Annotated in this window: 17 protein-coding genes, 10 tRNA genes and 1 riboswitch; of the genes, 9 read left to right on the top strand and 18 right to left on the bottom strand. The window is 41.8% G+C overall.

Annotation, left to right across the window (positions count from 1 at the left end; all coding sequences use genetic code 11):
* Window positions 1-127: 127 nt before the first annotated feature.
* From ACFSBH_RS15415 to ACFSBH_RS15390, 6 genes are all read right to left on the bottom strand, one after another.
* A complete protein-coding gene (locus ACFSBH_RS15415; protein ID WP_251516616.1) occupies window positions 128-2,098 on the bottom strand; it encodes a glycoside hydrolase family 3 protein in 1,971 nt (656 codons plus the stop codon).
* 239 nt (window positions 2,099-2,337) lie between these two features.
* Window positions 2,338-4,104 carry an L-lactate permease gene (locus tag ACFSBH_RS15410; protein WP_251516613.1) on the bottom strand — a complete coding sequence of 589 codons (1,767 nt, stop codon included), beginning with the start codon at window positions 4,102-4,104 and terminating at the stop codon, window positions 2,338-2,340.
* Window positions 4,105-4,481: 377 nt separating this feature from the next.
* Window positions 4,482-5,891: an FAD-linked oxidase C-terminal domain-containing protein gene (locus ACFSBH_RS15405; RefSeq protein WP_379598434.1), complete on the bottom strand. Its 1,410-nt coding sequence runs from the start codon at window positions 5,889-5,891 to the stop codon at window positions 4,482-4,484.
* Between the two features lie 73 nt (window positions 5,892-5,964).
* On the bottom strand, window positions 5,965-7,299 hold the full coding sequence (locus tag ACFSBH_RS15400) for a (Fe-S)-binding protein (protein WP_251516664.1): 1,335 nt from the start codon (window positions 7,297-7,299) through the stop codon (window positions 5,965-5,967).
* A gap of 46 nt (window positions 7,300-7,345) precedes the next feature.
* Window positions 7,346-8,662, bottom strand: coding sequence for an FAD-binding oxidoreductase (locus ACFSBH_RS15395; protein ID WP_251516610.1), 1,317 nt, complete (start codon window positions 8,660-8,662; stop codon window positions 7,346-7,348).
* Window positions 8,663-8,965: 303 nt separating this feature from the next.
* Complete coding sequence (locus ACFSBH_RS15390) at window positions 8,966-11,140, bottom strand: malate synthase G (RefSeq protein ID WP_251516607.1); 2,175 nt, start codon at window positions 11,138-11,140, stop codon at window positions 8,966-8,968.
* 155 nt (window positions 11,141-11,295) lie between these two features.
* On the opposite strand from ACFSBH_RS15390, the gene ACFSBH_RS15385 reads away from it, so the two are divergent.
* Window positions 11,296-12,186, top strand: a complete 891-nt coding sequence (locus ACFSBH_RS15385) for a LysR family transcriptional regulator (RefSeq protein WP_251516604.1) — start codon at window positions 11,296-11,298, stop codon at window positions 12,184-12,186.
* Window positions 12,187-12,273: 87 nt separating this feature from the next.
* Here ACFSBH_RS15385 and ACFSBH_RS15380 read toward each other — a convergent pair whose 3' ends face one another.
* Window positions 12,274-13,449, bottom strand: coding sequence for a pyridoxal-phosphate-dependent aminotransferase family protein (locus ACFSBH_RS15380; protein WP_251516601.1), 1,176 nt, complete (start codon window positions 13,447-13,449; stop codon window positions 12,274-12,276).
* A 318-nt stretch (window positions 13,450-13,767) separates the two neighbouring features.
* On the opposite strand from ACFSBH_RS15380, the gene ACFSBH_RS15375 reads away from it, so the two are divergent.
* Genes ACFSBH_RS15375 through ACFSBH_RS15355 form a run of 5 tightly spaced genes read left to right on the top strand, consistent with a single transcriptional unit; the run spans window position 13,768 to window position 17,730 of the window.
* Window positions 13,768-14,139, top strand: a complete 372-nt coding sequence (locus ACFSBH_RS15375; protein ID WP_251516599.1) for a CidA/LrgA family protein — start codon at window positions 13,768-13,770, stop codon at window positions 14,137-14,139.
* Window positions 14,132-14,824, top strand: coding sequence for an LrgB family protein (locus ACFSBH_RS15370; protein WP_251516597.1), 693 nt, complete (start codon window positions 14,132-14,134; stop codon window positions 14,822-14,824). Before ACFSBH_RS15375 ends, ACFSBH_RS15370 begins: the two co-directional genes overlap by 8 nt.
* A gap of 46 nt (window positions 14,825-14,870) precedes the next feature.
* Window positions 14,871-15,590 carry a (Fe-S)-binding protein gene (locus tag ACFSBH_RS15365; RefSeq protein WP_251516595.1) on the top strand — a complete coding sequence of 240 codons (720 nt, stop codon included), beginning with the start codon at window positions 14,871-14,873 and terminating at the stop codon, window positions 15,588-15,590.
* A gap of 14 nt (window positions 15,591-15,604) precedes the next feature.
* Window positions 15,605-17,029 carry a LutB/LldF family L-lactate oxidation iron-sulfur protein gene (locus ACFSBH_RS15360; RefSeq protein ID WP_379598429.1) on the top strand — a complete coding sequence of 475 codons (1,425 nt, stop codon included), beginning with the start codon at window positions 15,605-15,607 and terminating at the stop codon, window positions 17,027-17,029.
* On the top strand, window positions 17,029-17,730 hold the full coding sequence (locus ACFSBH_RS15355) for a LutC/YkgG family protein (RefSeq protein WP_251516591.1): 702 nt from the start codon (window positions 17,029-17,031) through the stop codon (window positions 17,728-17,730). The genes ACFSBH_RS15360 and ACFSBH_RS15355 overlap by 1 nt, the downstream gene beginning before the upstream one ends.
* 80 nt (window positions 17,731-17,810) lie before the next feature.
* Here the strand turns inward: ACFSBH_RS15355 and ACFSBH_RS15350 are convergent, their stop codons facing one another.
* The gene (locus ACFSBH_RS15350; RefSeq protein WP_251516661.1) at window positions 17,811-18,581 is read right to left on the bottom strand and encodes a TIGR01457 family HAD-type hydrolase; all 771 of its coding nucleotides are present in this window, start codon (window positions 18,579-18,581) and stop codon (window positions 17,811-17,813) included.
* Between the two features lie 162 nt (window positions 18,582-18,743).
* Window positions 18,744-18,790: riboswitch (PreQ1 riboswitch) on the top strand.
* A 107-nt stretch (window positions 18,791-18,897) separates the two neighbouring features.
* Between ACFSBH_RS15350 and queF the strand changes: the two genes are divergently transcribed.
* The 3 genes from queF to ACFSBH_RS15335 all read left to right on the top strand — a co-directional run bounded on the left by queF (window position 18,898) and on the right by ACFSBH_RS15335 (window position 20,837).
* On the top strand, window positions 18,898-19,395 hold the full coding sequence (queF, locus tag ACFSBH_RS15345) for a preQ(1) synthase (RefSeq protein WP_251517925.1): 498 nt from the start codon (window positions 18,898-18,900) through the stop codon (window positions 19,393-19,395).
* Between the two features lie 220 nt (window positions 19,396-19,615).
* Window positions 19,616-20,293 carry a 7-cyano-7-deazaguanine synthase QueC gene (gene queC, locus ACFSBH_RS15340; RefSeq protein ID WP_285853907.1) on the top strand — a complete coding sequence of 226 codons (678 nt, stop codon included), beginning with the start codon at window positions 19,616-19,618 and terminating at the stop codon, window positions 20,291-20,293.
* 1 nt (window position 20,294) lies between these two features.
* Window positions 20,295-20,837, top strand: coding sequence for a VUT family protein (locus ACFSBH_RS15335; protein ID WP_251517920.1), 543 nt, complete (start codon window positions 20,295-20,297; stop codon window positions 20,835-20,837).
* Between the two features lie 159 nt (window positions 20,838-20,996).
* Here ACFSBH_RS15335 and ACFSBH_RS15330 read toward each other — a convergent pair.
* The 10 genes from ACFSBH_RS15330 to ACFSBH_RS15285 form a co-directional block, all read right to left on the bottom strand.
* A tRNA-Leu gene (locus ACFSBH_RS15330) sits at window positions 20,997-21,081 on the bottom strand.
* 12 nt (window positions 21,082-21,093) lie between these two features.
* Window positions 21,094-21,167, bottom strand: a tRNA-Cys gene (locus tag ACFSBH_RS15325).
* Window positions 21,168-21,185: 18 nt separating this feature from the next.
* Window positions 21,186-21,257, bottom strand: a tRNA-Gly gene (locus tag ACFSBH_RS15320).
* Between the two features lie 4 nt (window positions 21,258-21,261).
* A tRNA-Gln gene (locus tag ACFSBH_RS15315) sits at window positions 21,262-21,336 on the bottom strand.
* Between the two features lie 5 nt (window positions 21,337-21,341).
* Window positions 21,342-21,417, bottom strand: a tRNA-His gene (locus ACFSBH_RS15310).
* 20 nt (window positions 21,418-21,437) lie between these two features.
* Window positions 21,438-21,511, bottom strand: a tRNA-Trp gene (locus ACFSBH_RS15305).
* A gap of 13 nt (window positions 21,512-21,524) precedes the next feature.
* Window positions 21,525-21,609 (bottom strand) — tRNA-Tyr (locus tag ACFSBH_RS15300).
* An 18-nt stretch (window positions 21,610-21,627) separates the two neighbouring features.
* Window positions 21,628-21,700 (bottom strand) — tRNA-Phe (locus ACFSBH_RS15295).
* Window positions 21,701-21,730: 30 nt separating this feature from the next.
* Window positions 21,731-21,807, bottom strand: a tRNA-Asp gene (locus ACFSBH_RS15290).
* A 54-nt stretch (window positions 21,808-21,861) separates the two neighbouring features.
* A tRNA-Met gene (locus ACFSBH_RS15285) sits at window positions 21,862-21,938 on the bottom strand.

The following is a 21,938-nucleotide window of genomic DNA, read 5'->3' as shown; positions in this document are numbered from 1 at the left end:
TTTGTTTACTAAAATAACGATAGCAAAAAGCGTAGGGCCTACACATTTTTTGTGTGAACTCCTACGCCTTATTTTTTATTTACTGGGGTTTTGTCCCAGCCTCTTGGTTCTTTAATCTAAAGACGACTCAATATGACAAGCCAAAATTATATAGATAGCGATTTCCTGCTTGATCCACATATGGATAGGAAGCACCTTTATCATAGCCCGGCACATCTCCAGGTTGATTATCCACTTCTTCCTGACTTGCAGGAATGGTGATTGGTAGTTTTCCTACGGGATTGAAGTTTCCACGAATCATGTCGATTACTGCTTCAGCCTTCGTACCAAACGTACCAATTACGGCTGCGGCATTTGGTTCAATCGTATTAATGAGCCATGGATTGGAGAAGTTAATCGCCGTAATCGTCGGGACGGCTTGTTGAACTTCTACAATACGTTCAACATCCTCGATATTTGTTTCCGGACCGATCATCACGGTTGGCGCATTGGCGAACAAGTCTTGAAATGGTTGTACCCAAACAAAAGCATGAGTCGCATTTGCTAAATCATCTACGAGCGTAATGGAAGAGTCGTGATTCCTTATTTTTTGTTTTAACTCCTCGGTTTCTTGTCCATTTTCCCCTCCTGGGAACATCTGAACATACAGTCTGACATCAGAAACGGATTCATCTTGCAGCGGCAGCACATTCCGATTATTTCGTAAAAGCACAACTGATCTGCGATGTGCATCATCGGCAATCTCTTGAGATTCCGGATCGTCTGCAATCTCCAACGCCTCATTTGGATCGACGTACGGATTCTCAAAAAGCCCTAACTTCATCATTTCCGTCAACAGATATTCAGCCGATCGGTTAATTTGTTCTTCTTCCACTAATCCTTGGTTAACCGCTTTTAGAATCGGTTGTGGATTCGGCACACCCGAAAAAATATTGGTTCCTGCTTGGATTGCCTTTGCAAAACGTTCTTCTACGGGTAAATCTTGTGCTCCCCACGCTCGATCAATCACCGCACTTGTATCGGAGTTGACATATCCTAAGAAGTTTAATTCATCTCGCAAATACCCATTAATAAATGGTTCATTCAAAGCAAAAGCAACTTCTTCAAACTGCTCGCTCTCACTAAAATGCGGGAGTCCTTGTTCTGCACTTTCATTGCTCGGATATGCATAATAGGGCATAATCGAAGTCGGATCAGCTTCAATTGCTGCTATAAATGGCGGAATATGATACGTCAAAAGACTGCCAGGAGTCGGATAGATATTGTATTGCCCTTCTTCAAAATGAGGATCTCTACCACTTTCACGGGCCCCGCCACCTGGAAAGTGCTTAACTGTCATCGATACACTATTTTCATTCAGTACATCACCTTGAAATCCTTTAATCACGTTGTATATCATCCCTGAAACAAGCTCAGGATGTTCACCAAATGTTTCCTGGTTTCTTGCCCATAAAGGATCAGTTGCCAAGTCTGCTGAGTAACCATACAACTTATGAATTCCAGCCGCCCGCCATTCTTTCGCAGCAATCTCACCAAACCTTCTGATCAAGTCTGAATCACGAGTAGCTGCTAGCCCTAACGTATCTGGCCAATGTGAAAACTGACCGGCCTCTTCAATCACCGGAAAAGCTAAAGGATGATTTCTTGGGTTGGAAATGACTACAGCAGGGATACCTAGTCTCGATGCTTCAGCGGCTTCTTGTAATTGATTCATTTGGTCAGCAACGATATTAGCAGCCGGCATTCCCCGATAAATAAAATAGCGGGTATGCTGATCAAGGAATTCATTAGGTAATACAATCTTACCTTCTTCGTATTCCGGAAATTCATTAATCGTCAGTAAACCGACCTTTTCTTCCAATGACATCTGTGACAATAAATTCTCCACCCGATCCTCTGCTGGCAGCTCCCAATTTTCATACGCATCAAGCTCTCCATTATCGTTTAAATCACGATATCTTTTCCCTTCGATTTCTAATATGGACTTTGTTCTTGTTTCGACCTCCAAATTATTCTGCGCCTGTACTCCAAGAATAGATGGTATCATCCATACAAACGCAAATAGACATAAAGTAATTTTTTTGTATCGGGAATGCATCTCACCCACCCCATTTACGAATATTTTATTCCCCTTTAATATCCCTAAATTGGTAGATATTATCCTACGACTCGATATTAGGTGAGATGAGAAACAATTTAATTTCAAGCTCCTGAATACTATGCTTATGAAGTTTGCAACCAGTAAAATAAAAAGACAGGTGATAACCCGTCTCAAATATACATAATTTTCTGTTTATAAAACCAATAACGATGGCTATTCAAGAACCTGCAGCTGAATTATGCACTTTTCCTCTTTCCTCCGAGTTCATTCAACCGCTTATTATTTGTGGCAATAATATAAATGGCAATGGTCCAGATGATGATTGCTATGATTGAGCCGATATTGAATATTCCTTTCTCTGCTGTCCATATAATGGAATATCCGATGGACCCTGCTAAAAGCGCATAATAGAAAAACGGCAGAAGCGTTTTACGTATAACATGACCTTCTTTACCAATTAGTCCAACAACAGCCGATGCCGCAACAACGTTATGCACACAAATCATGTTACCTGCTGCACCACCAACTGCCTGGAGAGCAACAATCCATGTTGGATCTGCACCAATTCGCTCACCAACTCCGTATTGGAAGTAAGAGAACATCATATTACTGACTGTATTACTTCCAGCTACAAATGCCCCAATTCCTCCAATAAATGTTGCAAAAATCGGATACACAGAACCTGCCAGATTTGCCACACCTTCAGCTAAAGCAATCGGCATTTCCGGATAACCAGCTCCACCACCAGCTGTATTAATAAATACCTGCACCATTGGAACAGTAAACACAAGTGCAGTACTAGCAGCGACAATTGTTTTCCAAGACGCTTTCCATGCTCTGCCAAAATCGCTTGGTTTCATGCCGTGCATAAAATATGTGATTACTGCAACAACAATGAAAATAAATCCTGGAGAGAATAAGATTTCCCAAGTTGATGTAATATTTGTTCCGAATATATTCGGGATTACAATCTTGGCAGACTTTAGCCAATCTCCAGCTACCGTCAATCTCGAAATTAATAGGAATGCCGCAATCAATACATATGGGGCCCATGCCCGCCACATACTGATTTTACCTGCATAGATTTCACTGTTTTTTAATTCAACACGCCCAGTCCAGGTCGGATCCCAACGATCTTTTGACTCAAAATCCCAGACATCGTCTCCTTTAGGTGTAAGGAAACCTTTTTGGGCAGTAGGAATGACTATTGCCAATCCTATTAACCCTCCAAGCATTGCTGGAAATTCAGGACCTAATAAAAATGCAACTATAATATATGGTATAGTCATCGCAAGAGCTGCAAATAATGCAAACTTCCATACTTTTAAACCTTCACTGAATGACTTATTTTTCCCGAAGAATTTAGTTAAGATACCAACTAAAAATAAAGGTATCAACAATCCTGCAATTAAATGAAGTGTCGCTACTTTGGTGGCAGCTTCAAATACGAATGCCGACACATCTGAAATTTCCGTAAGCGGCGCAACTCCAGTGCCTACCCCAACAATCATTGGTGTCCCCACAGCTCCGAACGATACTGGTGTACTTTGAATAATCATACCAGCGACAACCGCAGCCATTGCCGGAAAGCCAAGCCCAACCATTAATGGTACTGCAACGGCTGCCGGTGTACCAAATCCAGCTGAACCTTCAATAAATGAACCGAATAACCAGGCAATGATAATGACTTGGATTCGCCGATCCGGAGAAATATCGGTAAATCCGCGACGTATCGTGTGCAAACCTCCACTTTCCTGTAGTGTGTTCAATACCAAAATAGCTCCGAATATAATAAATAATAACGTAACAGCAACAACCAAACCATGGACAGAGGCAGCAGCGACTTGTGGAAAGGCTACATCCCAGACAAATAAAGCTAAAAGCACTGCGACAATGTAGGACAGTGGCATCGCCTTACTCGCCGGCCACTTCAATCCTACTAAAAAGATTGCAACAACAATAATCGGAAGTAACGCTAGAATAGCTAACATTCCTACCCCCATTTTTTTCCCTCCTTGTATTCATTTATATTAAACAACTTATTACTTTTTAGATGTAATAGTGTTGTTTAATGTAATATTGGGGTTTTCCTCCATTTTGTTATGTTGCTTCTTGTTGTACTGGATTTCAAACATATGCCAGTTCATTTATTTCACATCTAACTTCATCCCTTTCTTCATTTCAGCACTGTGCCCTGTTCATAGATTCATAGTTATATACATAAATTGTAAGCGATTTCAAAAATAAACATATTTATTAAGTTCCGCGGTTTAACTTAGAATCAAACGGCAAAACCAATCTATTCAACTGATTTTTATTCAGGAAACAACACGACAGCTTTAGCGTCGAGTCGTTTCCCTAATAGAATTAAATTCACCCATTAGACGAGTTGAACTTCATCTTGATTTGCCCTTTTCACTTCCACACAGCGTCCCGGCTGCGGGAAGAGCTTGCCTGGATTCAACAAGTCTTGCGGATTAAATACCTCACGGATATTTGTTTGTGCCTCTAATTCTTCATCCGTAAAGATAAAACGCATTTCGGCTGATTTCTCAATACCTACCCCATGTTCCCCTGTAATAGATCCACCTACATCCGCACAGACTTTCAAACATTCTGAACCTGCTTTGGATGCACGTTCACTTTCTCCTGGGACACTTGCATCATACAATATAAGCGGATGAAGATTTCCATCACCTGCATGGAAAATATTTGCTATACGAAGATTATATTTCCTGCTGATTTCCCTGATTTCCGCTAAAACCTCCGGTAATCGGGTTCTCGGGATTACCCCATCTTGAACCAGGTAGTCTGGAGAGATTGCTCCCATTGCACCGAAGCCCATCTTGCGGTTTGCCCACCATAGGGCACGTTCAGCCTCATCTTTAGCAACTTTTACTTCTCTCACGTTATTCTGTTTACAAACAGTCAAGATTTCCTCAATCTGGTCATCAATTCCCGCCTCAATTCCATCCACTTCAATCAACAGAAATGCAGCAATATCTCTTGGGTGTCCTACCGGATAAGCGGCAGACTCCACTCCTTCAACTGCGACTTGATCCATCATTTCCAGTGCTGCCGGAATGATGCCTGCGGCGATAATGTCAGATACAGCCTGACTTGCATCATCGATATCATCATAATAGGCAAGTACTGTTTTCTTTCCTTCCGGGTTCTTTAGAACTTTTACTGTAACCTTAGTCACAATACCAAGTGTACCTTCAGAACCAGTCAACAGGCCAAGCAGATCATAACCTGGCAGGTCCGGAACCCCCTCTACTCCGATATCGACAATTTCACCGCTAGGAAGTACAACCTCCAGTCCAAGGATGTGGTTAGTCGTTACTCCATATTTTAGACAGTGGGCGCCGCCAGAGTTTTCGGCGACATTTCCGCCAATGGTGCACGCATATTGACTTGATGGATCAGGAGCATAATAGTAGCCTTTATCCGAAATAGATTGGGTAAGCTTGAGATTGATGTAACCTGGTTCCACCACAGCTTTTCGGTTCTCAAGGTCAAGATGAAGCATCCGCTTCATTCTCACCAAACTGATGATCACTTCTCCGCCAAGAGGTGTTGCGCCTCCACTCAAGCCTGTTCCTGCTCCCCTCGCGATATACGGGACTTCTGCTTCGTTCAAACATTTCACTACATCGGAGACCTCTTGTGTATCGTGCACGAATACAACAGCTCGCGGCATACCTTTATACATCGTATAGCCATCACATTCATAAGCGACTAAATCTTCTTTTTCAAATAGTACTTCACTTTCTCCGACAATATCCATCAATTTACGAACCAACGGATCCGAAGTTTTTATTTTACGCTTTCTTCCAAACAAATCAAACACCCCCCTCAGGTTATGATTTCACTTGCTGTTTATCCTTTTCATAAGCCCAGTCCAGCAGTTGCACCGTATGAACAACCTTTTCACTGCGTCCGTGCTTCTCGACTCCCATTGCAATTTGCAGCATGCAGCCAGGATTCCCCATGGAAATCATCTCAACATTTTCTGGTATGTCATCGATTTTCCGGTCAAGCAATTTTCCTGCCATTTCCGGATGAGTAAGATTGTAAATTCCGGCACTGCCACAGCATCGATCCGCATCAGGTAAATCAACCATTTCCACACCTGGGATTTCTTTCAAGAGCTGACGTGGCTCAAAGCGGACCCCTTGTCCGTGCGCCAGATGGCATGCATCATGATACGTAATTTTTGTATTGATTTCAGATTCTGGCCGCTTGAAATCATTGTCATATAGGAATTTGGAGACATCTTCCACTTTCGCAGAAAATTCCTCAGCAAGCGGCAGCATTTCCGGATCATTACGGAACAACTCATCATACTCTTGGAGCGCGCAGCCGCATCCAGCTGCGTTGACAAGCACCTTATCGTAATCTTTAAAAGCTTCTATGTTCTTTTTAGCGAGTTCTTTCCCGGTTTCCCTATCACCTGCGTGAATATGCAGTGCACCACAACATCCCTGTTGCTTCGGCAATCCGACATCATAGCCATTATGGTTCAAGACACGAATGGTCGCTTCATTCACATCACTGAACATGACATCCATAACACATCCTGTCAGCATGCCAACCTTCCCTTTGGATTCACCCTCGGCCGGCACTTCTTCCGGGTATCTGCCAAGCACCGGTTTCCCAACTTCTGGAAGAATTGCTTCCATCTCTTTCATATGACTTGGCATGACATTGAGAACTCCAGTTTTTCGAGCGACTTTCTGCAGACCGCTCTTCTGATAAAACCTCATGAATCCCCCCAGTCTATCCAGCCTTTTCTTGTTAGGGAAAATCCCATTTAATACGGTTTTACTGACAACCCCTTTAACACCGGTTAACGGCATTGCCTGACGAATTTGTCCGCGTGCCTCCTCAATCAAGCCGCCGACTTGAACATCCGCTGGACAAGCTGTTTCACATGCCCTGCAATCCAGACAATCGAATACTGGCTTGGCGAAAGCTTCATTGATATCAATTTTCCCTTCTGCCACTGCCTTTATTAAGTAAACCCGCCCTCTAGGTGAATGTTGCTCTTCCCCTGTTTCTTGGTATGTTGGACATGCTTCCAGACACATACCACAATGGACACAATCTGCCCATTTATCTGGATCAGGTAAGTCATCCCAGAGATAGTTTCCGAGTGTCTTAGTTTCACAGGCTGGCCCCTTATTTTCCAACATACTGACAAGGTTCACTGTCTCTCTTTCTTTTTCACCCACGTTCATATCATATTCCTCCTATATATCTATTTCTGTTCAGGATCCGTTTTGCATCATTTGTTGCTTTTATCCCTTCCAGAAGTGCGAAATATGCTGGCTTCTCTCCCCAAACTTGGACAGTTTCCCTTAACCTAAAAGGCAGATGGGTACAAACAACATAACCAAACCTTTGCTCTACTTTTTCTCTAAATTCTGTAATGAACTGAACGATATCTTCCGGTTGACCTTTAACAAATATGCGTGAAATGCCATGTCCTAAACCACCGTGGCCTTCGATGGTTACATGGTGGGTTTCAGCGAGTCTTTCTGCAGTTTGCAGATTAACAAGTACATCCAGGTTATTGCTTCCAATTTTCAAAGCCGCCATAGTATGGGCATCGATATTGTCATCATTATGGCCGTTTGGGCCGATATGCCGGAAGTCTTCCCACCACTTTTGCGCTTGCTCTTGATGAATTACGGTATGTACCACATTTGCTGGCAGATTTTCCTTTATCCACTTTTCTTGCTCCAGAACTGCCTTCTGCCTATCTTCAAATGCGATTGCTAGAGTGTGGGAGTTCTTCCCAGTTAATGTTTCAGCAAGTGATGGAGATAATAATTCCAATGTCACTGGCTCCATCATCGAATCAAGCAGTGAAACGGCGAAATTACGTATCTCAGATTCACTTCCTTCAGGAAAATGAATCAACGAAAGTCCTTCAAATTTAGGAAGCGGACGCAATTTAATCGTAATTTCACTTATCACTCCAAGTGTTCCCATCGCACCGATAAAAAGCTTATTCATATCATAACCGGCAACATTCTTCACTACTTTTCCCCCGGTACGGATTACCCTGCCATCTGCGTATACGATTCGTAGCCCGATCACTAAATCTCTCGCAGACCCATAAAGCAACCGCTTCGGTCCACTATCATTAGCAGAAATGATTCCCCCGATGGTCGCCAATTCAGGCCAAGGCGTATCAAGCGCGACAAATTGCCCGCTTTTGGCCAGTTCTTCATCAATCTCTTTGAGCGTCGTTCCAGGCCTCACTGTCATTGTAAGGTCCCCTGCGGAATGTTCCACAATGCCTGTATAGTGTTTAAGCGACAATAATATATCTGCCTTTTCCGTTTCCCCTCCAAAGCCTCTCTTCGTTCCACCAGAAATCACATTGACTGTTTTCTCATTTTCATAGGCATAGGTGAGCACTTTGGAAATATCCTCTTCGGAATAGGCTTCCATGATTTGCACACCTCCATTGCCAAGGAGATGATCTGGTTCATCCACTTCTATTATTTGTTCTTTTGGTAATATACTTTCAGTGCCAGATTGAATCATACGACTTCCCCCTCCTGAACAAATGGTTTGGTCTTCCCTCGACGAAATGTAAGCGTTGTCCATTCAATGTTTTTTGCGCTATTAAAAAAAAATTAACGACTAGATCTGCTGTTCTCATCCGATTCATTTAACGAAGATTTTAATTTCATATTGTTTTCTGATAAATCTAACTATAGATTATCCTTTATCCTTAGTCAAAGTCAAGATACTTTGACCTTAAATATAGCAAATCTCGTTAGGGGAATTAAATATGATAGTTAGAATGGGTATGGATAGCCCCCTTGAACGGGGGCATAGATGAAATTATTGAACTGTAATTTTCTCTTTCGCTTCTATTCTGCGACGATGCAAAATTGGTTCCGTATAGCCATTAGGCTGCTCTGTTCCTTTAAAAACTAAATCACATGCAGCCTGAAATGCAACCGAATCATCAAAGTTAGGAGACATTGGACGGTATGCCGGATCACCAGCATTTTGCTCATCAACGACTTTAGCCATACGTTTTAGTGTATCCATCAATTGATCCTCTGTACAAATGCCGTGATGCAACCAATTTGCGAGCATCTGGCTCGAAATTCTCAAGGTAGCACGGTCCTCCATAAGCCCGACATGATTAATATCCGGCACTTTTGAGCAACCAACACCTTGATCTACCCAGCGAACGACATAACCAAGTAATGTTTGGGCACTGTTATCAAGCTCTTCTTGGATTTCTTCAGCTGACCAGCTCGGATTTTTTGCCAATGGTATTTGTAAAATATCATTCTGATAATCTGTTATTTCTCTTTGAAGATTGTCTTGAACTTTATTCACATCAATTTGATGATAATGGATCGCATGCAAAGTTGCCGCTGTGGGCGATGGTACCCATGCAGTGTTTCCACCTGCCTTTACATGGTTGACTTTTTGCTCCAGCATGTCAGCCATCAAATCAGGCATCGCCCACATCCCTTTACCAATTTGTGCTTTTCCTTTCAGTCCAGCATGAAGACCTGTACTGACATTATTTTTCTCATAAGCATCCAGCCAAGTAGAGGTTTTCATATTACCTTTTCGGAGCATCGGTCCAGCTTCCATTGACGTATGAATCTCATCACCGGTACGGTCAAGAAATCCTGTGTTAATAAATGCAATTCTTTCTTTCACTTCATAAATACAATTTTTCAAATTCAGGCTGGTGCGCCGTTCCTCATCCATGACACCAATCTTTAAAGTATTCCTTTCGAGGTCAAGCATTTCTTCTACACGGCTGAATAACTCATCCGCAAATGCTACCTCCTTGGAACCATGCATTTTTGGTTTTACTATATACATAGAGCCCTTAGCAGAGTTTTGGTACATACCATTTCCTATGAGATTATGTTTTGCTATTAAGCTTGTAAACACAGCATCCATAATCCCTTCAGGTATTTCCTCTCCATTTTCATCTAGAATCGCGTTCGTCGTCATCAAGTGTCCGACATTCCGTACAAACATGAGTGTACGGCCAGAAAGAGTGAACTTTTCACCTTTGGGATTAGTATACTCCCGATCTGGATTCAAGCTGCGGGTGACTTCTCTCCCGCCTTTAAGGAACTTGACATAAAGGTCCCCCTTATTTAAGCCAAGCCAGTTTCGATATACAAGTGTTTTGTCCTCTGCATCAACCGCTGCTACAGAATCCTCACAATCCATAATACAAGACAGTGCCGATTCTAAATAAACATCTTTCACACCTGCAGTGTCCATTTTTCCAATCACATGATCACGGTCGATTTGGATTTCGATATGCAATCCATTATTTTTCAATAATACAGCTGCAGGGTCTGATTCTGTTCCTTGGTAACCTACAAATTGGGAAGTATCTTTCAGTTCCGTTCTCACTCCGTTATGTAGAATGACTTCCAATCTTTCGTTGGCAACAACATAACTTGCCGCTTCCGAATGTGAAGCAGTCTGAAGAGGAACATGCTCATCCAGGAATTTCTTCGCAAAGGCAATAACCCTTTCACCACGTACAGGATTATACGCACCAGTTTTCTCCGCTCCACCTTCTTCACTAATTACATCCGTTCCATATAAAGCGTCATAGAGGGAACCCCAGCGTGCATTGGCTGCATTCAGTGCATAACGGGCATTATCGATTGGCACAACGAGCTGTGGACCAGCTTGCTTTGTGATGACATCATCAATGTTCTCCGTCTCGATTGTAAAATCTTCCACTGGCTTTTCAAGATAACCGATATCTTCCAGAAAGGCTCTATATTCATTTAGATTAATTGTCTTATTTTCTTTATGCCAAGCGTCAATCTTCTTCTGCATATTGTTTCGCTCTGCCAACAACGCTTTATTCTTTGGAGTCAAATCAGATACGAGTTTTCCAAAATCATCCCAAAAACGATTACGGTCAAGTCCAGTTCCAGGAAGTGCTTCCTGATTAATAAACTCAGATAGTACTTTTGCAACTCGAAGCCTGCCTGTCTCTACATATCCAACCATGTTACCTCCACCCTCTCTACACATCTTTTACCTCTCATTCTAATCGGTCCCATGCCGAAACAGAAATACAAGTTTTGCATACTCGTTATTCCTTTTGGTTATACGTTAGCGTATAATCAGATTACAAGTACGAAACGAGGTAAGGAGATGGTATGATGGATATCAGACAAATAACTTACTTTGTAGAGGTCGCAAAACGAAGGAGCTTCACAAAGGCTGCCTCCACCTTGCATGTTTCACAGCCTTCTTTAAGTAAAACAATCAAAAAATTGGAGGATGAGCTGGGTACTCCTCTCTTCTACAGAGTGGCAACGGGACTGGAGCTGACGGATACGGGAAGAGTATTTCTGACAAACGCAAAAACCTTGCTCGATGCTTATGATAATTTGACAGCTCAACTGGAGGATGTTGGTGAGTTGAAAAAAGGAGAAATCAAAATCGGGATTCCACCAATCATTGGTGCAGCTTTTTTCTCGACGGTCATCAGCAAATACATTGAATTGTATCCAGAGATTGAAATCAGTTTAAATGAAGTCGGTAGTAATAAAATTAAACAGGAAATAAATGAAGGTGAACTTGATGTTGGTTTGATCTGTAACCTCCCTATCCAAAAGGAGAACTATGAAACCATCCACCTGCTGAAGGACCCATTGATGCTCATTATACATAAGGATAACCCTTTGGCCGAAGAAGCATCTATCCACTTTTCTGATATCGAAACGGAACCGCTTATACTATATCGTCGAGACTTCTCGCTTCATGACCGGATTATGGAAGCATGCCGAGACCATGGTTTTTACCCGAACATTGTGTGTGAAAGCTCTCAGAAAGACTTTATGGTGGATATGGTCGAAGCAAAGCTGGGGGGCGCATTATTGCCAAGTAAGATTTGCGATCGGATCTCCAATGAAAATATTAGAGCAATTCCTTTCCACAAGCCGGTAGTGTATTTGGAGTTGGCAATGATTTGGAAGAAAGATAAATACTTGTCTCATGCAGTCAGAAAAATGATCGATTTAGCAGATCCCTATCAAATGTGCCTTTAAGGGCTGATTAGTTAGATGAAAAATAGGATTCACACAAAGTTGATCAACTTTTGCGAATCCTATTTCCCGAATATTTTATACTGTAAATCAATTACTTACTACAGATTTTTTCTTCAATGAAGCTAAATATACATCCTGTGCTGCCTTCACGCCAGCTCCAGACTCGAAGGAATAAGAGAAATCTTGTAACCCTGCTTCCATAAGAGAAACTGCTTCTAAAACATCGCTCGGGAAGCAATAGCCCATATGACCGAATCGGAAAATCTCACCTTGAAGGTGACCGAGACCACCAGCAAAATCCAAATGATATTCCTTCTTTAAGTGGCCTAAATAATCCGCGAGATTCAAGCCTTTAGGAGTACGGATTGCCGTAATGGTTGGTGATGCAAATTCATCATTTGTCAATAAATCGATGGACAATGCTTTCATAGATGCCCGAACCATATTCTTCATAAGTTCATGTCTTTCCACCGTCTTTGCAATTCCGCCTTCTTCTTCAATCAAATCGCATACAGCGGAAAGCCCAACAATAAGGGAAACTGCTGGCGTATTAGGAGTCATTCCCTTCTCCGCCCAGTCACGATAACTTAATAGATTCAAATAATATGCAGTTGGGGCATTCTCCTCTATCTGTTTCCAAGCTTTGTCACTTACAGCTACGAAAGAAAGACCTGGAGGAAGCATCATCGCTTTTTGGGAACCAGTCACTAAAATATCAATTCCCCACTCATCCATTTCCGCAGGGGCGCCACCTAAAGCACTCACGCCATCCACTATAAAAATCGCCTCAGAATGTTCCCGTACTGCTTCTGCCAACTGATCGACAGGATTTAAAATTCCGGTAGATGTTTCATTGTACGTAGCAAAGACAGCTTTAATATTAGATAATGGTTTCAAAAAGTCCGCAAGCTCCTCTTTCGTACAAGCTTCGCCCCAATTTTTTTCGAGTTTATGTACTTTCAAGCCATATTTTTCACAAATGGAGACGAAATAATCCCCGAAAGCTCCCACTGTGACGACAACCACTTCTTCCCCAGGAGAAACGGCATTCACAACAGCCGCTTCCAATGCTGCTGTTCCCCCGGATGGTAGAAGTAAGATTTCTTGCTTCGTTCCGAAAACAGGCTTCACACGTTCTGTAGTTTCCCGGTAAAGTTTAACGAATTCCTCCGAACGATGACTAAACATATCCTGTCCCATTGCCAGTTCCACCTTTTTAGGAATTGGCGTAGGTCCAGGATGCCTCAATATATTTTTATACATACCTTTCCTCTCCCCTTCGTCACTTAATTTTTCACGATAATCACTATCAACTTTACTACAATTTCACATACGCAGTTAAGATTATATATTATACTATCACATTTGTGCAAATTTTTAAAAATTAAAAAAGAAGAAAGAAAACATTTCTATACTATTCATATCTAGCAGTTTACATTCAACCGATATAATATTAGAATATAATATAATTTATAAATTTTTAAATATATATATGTATATGTTGTTATTTAAGGAAACAGTAAATAGGCGTCAAACACAGCCACTTACTGCATCACTTCAGGAGATAGGGTGTGTATCATATTGTGGAATATATTCAAAATCATTCTTCACATCATTTTTTTATATAGTATTTATAGAATTGGAGACTGGATCCAGAATGCTTTTGACCTTATTATTCCTGGAAGTGTCATAGGGATGATTATCCTGTTTGTTTTACTTTCGACAGATTTAATTAAAGTTGTCTGGATTGAGGAAGGCTCGAAGTTTGTTGTTAATAATCTTGTCTTATTTTTCATTCCTGCAACGGTTGGCCTGATCAATTATTTAGATTTCTTTGCGGGTCGTGGTTTTTTACTTGTTCTAATCGTATTATTCTGTACGGTACTTGTTATTGCCAGCTCAGGAGCTACCAGTCAATGGATTATGTACAGGAAGGAAAAGCAACATGATTAATCTAATTATTGGGTTCGTGGCGATCGCTGCGACCTGTAGTATCTACTTTCTAGCAAAATTACTTCATCAAAAGCTCAAGCTTACATTTACGGTTCCTGTCGTTACATCAACCTTCATCGTCATCATACTATTGCTGATTTTCAAGATACCTTATGAAACATTCATGATAGGCGGACAATGGATCAAAGAGTTGCAGGGTCCAGCAGTTGTAGCCCTTGCCTATCCACTGTACAAACAACGTGATGTGTTAAAAAAACATCTCACCCCCATTCTTCTCGGTTCATGTGTTGGTGTAGCAGTAGGTATATCCGCCGGTATTTTACTTGCCAAAGCAGCTGGATTTGAGGACGAAATCATCCTCTCGCTCACAACGAAATCTGTGACCATGCCTGTGGCAGTAGCTATCGTAGAGACTTTAGGCGGAGTCACCTCTTTGGCAGCTGTTTTTGTATTGGTTGCTGGATTCGGCGGTGTATTTTTCAGCTCTATGGTATATAAGTTATTCAGAATCAATGATGATATTGCGAAAAGCGTTGGATTAGGCAGTGGTTCTCACGCGATTGGGATTGCTAAAGCATTGGAAAGCAGTTTACGTGAAGGATCCATCAGCACGATTGCCATGATTGTTTGTGCAGTCACAGTGTCCATCATAGCACCTTGGTTGGTCCAACTATTGCTATATTGAGCTCTTACCTTATAAAAACAACCGTTAATAAAGGAAGGTGAACACCATGAAGGTTTCTTTATTCATTACATGTCTTTGCGATATTTTCTCTGCAGATGTTGGGAAGGATACCGTCGAAATCCTCGAACGTTTCGGATGTGAGGTTGACTTCCCGGAATTGCAGACCTGCTGTGGGCAACCAGCTTATAATAGCGGTTATCTGACAGAGTCCAAACAAGCGATGAAACAGATGATGCGTGCGTTCAAGCATTCTGAGTATGTCGTCGGGCCATCTGGATCCTGTGTTGGTATGTTGAAGGAATACCCAAATATATTTAAAAACGACCCAGAATGGGAAGATGAAGCGATAAAACTAGCGAACAAATCATACGAGTTAACACAATTTTTAGTAGAAGTACTTGAAATAGTTGATGTAGGCTCCGCTTTTAAAGGCAGAGTCACTTACCATCCTTCCTGTCATATGAGCCGTATCCTAGGAGTTAACGAAGCACCTATCACTCTATTAAAAAATATCGAAGGAATCGAGTACATCGAATTGCCGATAAAAGAAGATTGCTGTGGATTTGGTGGTACCTTCTCCATCAAAAACGCTGCTATTTCAGAAGAGATGGTAAAAGAAAAATCACAGCACGTGACGGAAACAGAGGCAGAATATCTTGTTGGAGGAGATATGGGCTGTCTTATCAATATTGGTGGGATGATGCAACGCGAAGGTAAAACGGTAAAGGTCGTGCATATGGCTGAAATTTTAAATACAACGAAGTAAAAGGAGGTCTATTCATGAGCATTAAAATTAATGAATCTCCATACGAAGAGCGTGTTCAACAAGGTATTGAAAATGACTTTATGCGCCTGGCCGTCTCTTCCGCACAAGGACGTTTCAGATCAAGAAAACGGATCCAAGAAACAGAGCTGGGAAACTGGGAAGATTGGCGTCAGCTAGGAGCTGAAATTCGCAAACACACTGTCGAAAATCTTGATTATTATTTACAACAGTTAAGTGACCAAGTGTCTAAACGGGGTGGTCATGTTTTCTTCGCAGCAACTGCTGAAGAAGCGAATGATTATATTCAAAACGTGATTAGGAAGAAAGAAGCCAAAAAGGTCGTTAAAACAAAATCAATGGTTACGGAAGAAATTGGTTTAAACCGAGCATTGGAAAGTCTCGGTGCAGAAGTAGTGGAATCGGACCTCGGTGAATGGATTTTACAATTAGATGAAGACCCTCCTTCCCATATCGTCGTACCGGCACTACATAAAAACAAAGAACAAATACGGGAAACGTTTGCGGAAAAAAGAGGTTACACCGGCTCCGATATCCCTGAAGAGCTTGCGGATTTTGCACGTAGCCAATTACGAGAAGAATTTTTAACCGCAGAAGTTGGAATTACTGGATGTAATTTTGCGATTGCTGAATCAGGCACCATCACACTCGTAACGAATGAAGGAAATGCAGAAATGGCCACCACGCTTCCAGATACACTTATAACAGTTATGGGCATGGAGAGAATTGTACCTACCTGGGAGGAAATGGAGGTCCTCGTTAGTTTATTGACAAGATCAGCAGTTGGGCAAAAATTAACTAGTTATATCACTTCTTATACTGGAGCACGTCTGGATGATGAAATTGATGGACCCGATGATTATCATCTTGTCATTGTAGATAATGGCCGCTCTAAAATTTTGGGCACAGAGTTCCAAGCGGCCCTACACTGTATTCGCTGTGCTGCTTGCATCAATGCTTGTCCAGTCTATCGCCATGTCGGTGGACATGCATACAATTCAATTTATCCTGGTCCAATTGGAGCAGTACTCACCCCTTTATTAGATGGCTATGAGAATCATAAAGAATTGCCTTATGCCTCGTCCCTCTGCGGTGCTTGTACGGAAGCATGTCCTGTGAAAATTCCTCTGCATGAAATGCTGATCAGACACCGTCAGATTATTGTCGAGAAAGAAAAACAAGCACCTATGGTTGAAAAAATGGCGATGAAGGGCTTTGCAAAATGGTCTTCCAGTCCGGCAGTATATAAATTAAGTACAAAAATGGCACGTCTTGCACTAAATCCTTGGACGAAAGATGACATCATCGGAAATGGACCAGGACCATTAAAAGATTGGACAAACTCAAGGAACTTCCCTGCTCCGAGTAAACAATCTTTCCGCTCCTGGTATAAAGAGAGAGAAAAGAATGGTGAGGAATAATGACGATTCAAAATCGGGAAGCCTTTTTAGATGGTTTAGCTGCAAATCTAGGTCGTCCCCGCCGTACAGAAGGAGTGAAACGACCGATATGGAGTGTCACGCCACAACTGGAAGTATTAAAGGGACAGACACAAGATGAATTAATAGAAGCACTAGAAAAGCAATGCCAAGCTATCCATACTGTTTTTAAACGAACAGATAAGGCAGGCTTAGAGCAAGTACTTGAAGACACAATTCAAGCTTATAAGGGGCAGTCAATCATTGCTCCCAATGACCAAAGAAATGATGTGTACGGATTAACCAATCTATTTAAAAAACTGGAACAATCCACAGAAATTCATATATGGGACCACACAAAAGAAAAAGAAAACCAAGTCTTTGCAGAGAGAGCTGATCTTGGCATTACTTTTAGTGACATCACATTAGCTGAATCTGCTACAGTAACATTATTCCATAATAAACATCACGGCCGCACGATCAGTCTGTTGCCGAAAGCTTACATTGCCATCATACCAAAAGAGACCATTGTCCCCCGAATGACACAAGCTGCACAGCAAATTCATGAAGCAATTGTCAAAGGGGAGGACGTTGCCTCCTATATCAGTTTTATTTCTGGTCCTAGTAATAGTGCAGATATTGAAATGAATCTGATTGTGGGCGTACATGGCCCTATTTCTGCTACTTATATTGTTGTGGACTAGTTGCTTCATAACCAATTTTTTTAGAACAAGCGTATGTAAGCCACGCTTGTTCTTATCATTTTACGATAGATATGTAGAATTTAAATATGCTGTACCCAATCTCGTAAACTGTGAACGTGATACGTTGGCTTCACCTCTAAACCGGCAAGCTCCTCAAATCGCGTGACCCCGGTGAACACCATCAATGTATCGAGTCCTGCATGAATGCCAGCACGGATATCCGTATTATAATTATCTCCAACCATTAACGCATCCTCTTTAGTTACTCCTAAAATCGCTAATGCTTCTTCCATAATAATTGCCTCAGGCTTCCCGATAAAAATAGGTTGCACTCCAGTACTTACCGTTATAACACTTGTTAATGCACCATTTCCCGGTAAAAGTCCGCGTTCCATCGGGATAGCTACATCACTGTTTGTCGAAATAAACGTTGCACCATTACGAACAGCAAGGACGGCTTTCGCGTATTTCTCATAACTTATTTCTCTATCAATTCCTACAACTACATAATCTGGATCTAAATCTGTAATAATTAGATCATTCTCTTCAAGCGCTGAAATCAAACCTTCTTCGCCAATGACATAGCACCGAGCATGCTCCTTTTGATTTTGGATGTAATTAGCAGTAGCAATACTCGTGGTGACCACTTGACCTGGAGTAGAAATGATCCCCATATTGTTTAAATGACCTGATACAGCCTTACGTGTTTTTGAAGAGTTATTTGTTACAAATACGTAAGGAATGTTATTCTCTACTAAAGTACGGACAAAATCTGCTGCTGCTTCGATCGGTTCTGTTCCCCGATACATCGTACCATCTAAATCGATAAGGTAACCTTTATACTTTTTCAACTTCATTCCTCTTTTCCACCTAATTCTACGCTATAGCAATGAGTCCTCTCGTGTATCACCTTGTTATTGTCTATATTATACATAAAACCAACCATCTCCATCTACCGTAGCATTGACACTATCTCCCCTTCTCAGATATAATGAAGTTAATTTAAAACCTGCACGGAAGAGGTTCATAGCTGAAACCCTCTATAAAAAACTATGGATATATTAAATTATTATCCATATCCCATTCGGATATGGATTTTCTTTTAAAATCTTAGTTTTCTATGGCCTCTTGTAGTGTTTGGTTACAACATACAAGGAGGTTTTTTTTATGTCTGGAAGGAAAGAACAAGGTCTGGAAGATTTAACACTGCTTGGTAATAAAGATACAAAATATGCAACTGATTACAATCCTGAAATATTGGAGTCTGTAGATAACATCCATACGAATCGTGATTACTTTGTAAAATTCAATTGTCCTGAGTTTACTAGTTTATGTCCAATTACAGGACAGCCAGATTTTGCAACGATGTATATTTCGTACATACCCGATCAAAAACTTGTTGAGAGTAAATCTTTAAAACTATATTTATTTAGCTTTAGAAATCATGGAGATTTTCACGAGGATTGTGTGAATATCATTATGAACGATCTAATTGAATTACTCGATCCACGTTATATAGAGGTGTGGGGCAAATTCACTCCGCGTGGCGGGATTTCCATCGATCCATGGTGTAACTACGGAAAGCCCGGCACAAAGTATGAGGACATGGCAATGCATCGATTAATGAACCATGACCTTAACCCTGAGAAAATCGACAATCGATAAACTGAATAGAAGAGGTTTTAGCGACCCTCTGTAAAGTGAAACTTCATTTAGTGGGGGCTCTTACCCACTGAATGTTAGTTGAACAGAATCAGGGATTTACGGGCTGTTTATCCTCACCTTCACACATTGAGTTAACCTCATAGTTACAGGTGGGTATTACAGCCCGTTAATCCGTGATAAAAAACTAAGAAAACAGCCTTGCTTTCTTAGGGCTGTTTTTTTGAAAAGGAGATTATACATGAAGGAAGAAAAAGCCATTGTTGTCTTTAGTGGCGGACAAGACAGTACGACTTGCTTGTTCTGGGCTAAAGAACGATTTAAAGAAGTGGAAACCGTCACCTTTGATTATGGTCAAAGGCATAAACTGGAGATTGAGTGTGCCACAGAAATTGCAAAGAAGCTCGATGTAAAACATCACATCTTAGATATGTCACTTCTCCATCAACTTGCACCTAATGCTTTGACTCGGGAAGATATAGAGATTTCCGAGGGTAATGAGGATAACTTACCAAACACCTTTGTACCTGGAAGGAATCTGCTTTTCCTTTCCTTCGCTGGTATATTAGCAAAACAAGTCGGTGCAAAGCATCTAGTAACTGGAGTTAGTGAAACAGATTATAGTGGTTATCCGGATTGCAGAGACAATTTCATCCAATCATTAAACCTTTCTCTTAATCTAGCAATGGATGAGGACATGACAATCCATACTCCTTTAATGTGGTTGGATAAAAAGCAAGTGTGGGAGCTTTCCGATGAATTAGGAGTATTGGAGATCATTCGCGAAGAAACGTTAACTTGTTATAACGGAATCAAATCGGATGGATGTGGAGAATGTCCGGCTTGTAAGCTCCGCAATAATGGCTTGAGGCAATATTTAGATAGTAAGGGAGAGAAGTAAGATGCTACGAGTCTTTTTATATTTAATTTCCATCGTCTCTGCAAACGTAGTAACCGCAGCCCTTATGCCGCTGCAGATCGGTATTTTTATCATTCCTATGGGAACATTCTTAATCGGAGCGACATTCATCTTCCGTGACTTGGTTCAAAATAAATATGGTAGAGCAAAGACCTATATGTTTATTGTTACAGCATTAGTTTTATCCGCTTTGGTCTCCTTTTTCCTCGGAGATACATTAATGATCGTTGCAGCATCAGCTCTTTCCTTTATCATTTCCGAAACAGCTGATACAGAAATTTATACGAGATTAAGACTCCCGATTGCATGGCGCGTGTTTTACAGTGGAATCGTCGGTGGACTATTAGATTCAGTCGTTTTTGTTATTGTTGGTTTAAGTCCAATAGGGGCAGGTTTTATCCCTTGGGAGGCTGTTCCGGCAGCTATTTTAGGGCAAGTCATTGCGAAAACAGTCATTCAACTGTTTGGAGCGCTGGCCCTATATCAAGTGTATACAATTAGAGAAAAACGTGTGTCAGTAGGTTAAATACGAATTGGGTGCCAATAGATTTATTGGCGCCTTTTTTTAATGTTTAAATTAAGTTTTCGATTGTAAATATAATGATCTGGTGCCATAGAATCTTTGGAAAAGACTACAACAAAAAAGACGCTCCCCGTAGAGAGCGCCTTAAACTTTTAATTATGATACCGGTGGTCGGGGTCGAACCGACACGTCCTCAACGGACACGGGATTTTGAGTCCCGCGCGTCTGCCAATTCCGCCACACCGGCATATAAGATATCTGGAGGCGGTAACCGGATTCGAACCGGTGGTAAAGGTTTTGCAGACCTCTGCCTTACCACTTGGCTATACCGCCACCGTTAAGATAAGAAAGAGCGGAAGACGGGATTCGAACCCGCGACCCCCACCTTGGCAAGGTGGTGTTCTACCACTGAACTACTTCCGCAAATTGGCTGGGCTACTAGGATTCGAACCTAGGAATGACGGGACCAAAACCCGTTGCCTTACCGCTTGGCTATAGCCCAATTTATGGGGCGACCGGTGGGAGTTGAACCCACGAGTGCCGGAGCCACAATCCGGTGCGTTAACCACTTCGCCACGACCGCCATATTAAATTAAAGAATAATGGCAGGGGTAGTAGGAATCGAACCCACATCAAAGGTTTTGGAGACCTTCGTTTTACCATTAAACTATACCCCTATTATTTAATAAATGGTGGAGGGGGGCAGATTCGAACTGCCGAACCCTGAGGGAGCGGATTTACAGTCCGCCGCGTTTAGCCACTTCGCTACCCCTCCAGCAAACTTCTACAAAAGTGGCTCGGGACGGAATCGAACCGCCGACACACGGATTTTCAGTCCGTTGCTCTACCGACTGAGCTACCGAGCCATAATGTTTAATAGACTTCAAAGAAATTAGTGGCGGTCCGGACGGGACTCGAACCCGCGACCTCCTGCGTGACAGGCAGGCATTCTAACCAACTGAACTACCGGACCAATTTGGTTGCACTTTCCAAGTACTGCTGATTATCAACTGTCGTTGATATTATTTGGTTGCGGGGGCAGGATTTGAACCTGCGACCTCTGGGTTATGAGCCCAACGAGCTGCCAGACTGCTCCACCCCGCG

It is taken from the genome of Oceanobacillus luteolus, from assembly GCF_042678205.1.
GTDB lineage: Bacteria > Bacillota > Bacilli > Bacillales > Amphibacillaceae > Oceanobacillus > Oceanobacillus luteolus.
This window is presented reverse-complemented; position numbering and strand designations above follow the sequence as displayed.

Bases quoted from the DNA above. Each gene is read 5' to 3' on its own strand.
- ACFSBH_RS15410 (WP_251516613.1), bottom strand. From the start codon at position 4,104: ATGGGGGTAGGAATGTTAGCTATTCTAGCGTTACTTCCGATTATTGTT.
- ACFSBH_RS15365 (WP_251516595.1), top strand. From the start codon at position 14,871: ATGAAGGTTTCTTTATTCATTACATGTCTTTGCGATATTTTCTCTGCA.
- ACFSBH_RS15390 (WP_251516607.1), bottom strand. From the start codon at position 11,140: ATGGTTGGATATGTAGAGACAGGCAGGCTTCGAGTTGCAAAAGTACTA.
- ACFSBH_RS15380 (WP_251516601.1), bottom strand. From the start codon at position 13,449: ATGTATAAAAATATATTGAGGCATCCTGGACCTACGCCAATTCCTAAA.
- ACFSBH_RS15400 (WP_251516664.1), bottom strand. From the start codon at position 7,299: ATGTTGGAAAATAAGGGGCCAGCCTGTGAAACTAAGACACTCGGAAAC.
- ACFSBH_RS15395 (WP_251516610.1), bottom strand. From the start codon at position 8,662: ATGATTCAATCTGGCACTGAAAGTATATTACCAAAAGAACAAATAATA.
- ACFSBH_RS15355 (WP_251516591.1), top strand. From the start codon at position 17,029: ATGACGATTCAAAATCGGGAAGCCTTTTTAGATGGTTTAGCTGCAAAT.
- queF (WP_251517925.1), top strand. From the start codon at position 18,898: ATGTCTGGAAGGAAAGAACAAGGTCTGGAAGATTTAACACTGCTTGGT.
- ACFSBH_RS15385 (WP_251516604.1), top strand. From the start codon at position 11,296: ATGGATATCAGACAAATAACTTACTTTGTAGAGGTCGCAAAACGAAGG.
- ACFSBH_RS15415 (WP_251516616.1), bottom strand. From the start codon at position 2,098: ATGCATTCCCGATACAAAAAAATTACTTTATGTCTATTTGCGTTTGTA.
- ACFSBH_RS15405 (WP_379598434.1), bottom strand. From the start codon at position 5,891: ATGGATATTGTCGGAGAAAGTGAAGTACTATTTGAAAAAGAAGATTTA.
- ACFSBH_RS15335 (WP_251517920.1), top strand. From the start codon at position 20,295: ATGCTACGAGTCTTTTTATATTTAATTTCCATCGTCTCTGCAAACGTA.
- ACFSBH_RS15360 (WP_379598429.1), top strand. From the start codon at position 15,605: ATGAGCATTAAAATTAATGAATCTCCATACGAAGAGCGTGTTCAACAA.
- ACFSBH_RS15370 (WP_251516597.1), top strand. From the start codon at position 14,132: ATGATTAATCTAATTATTGGGTTCGTGGCGATCGCTGCGACCTGTAGT.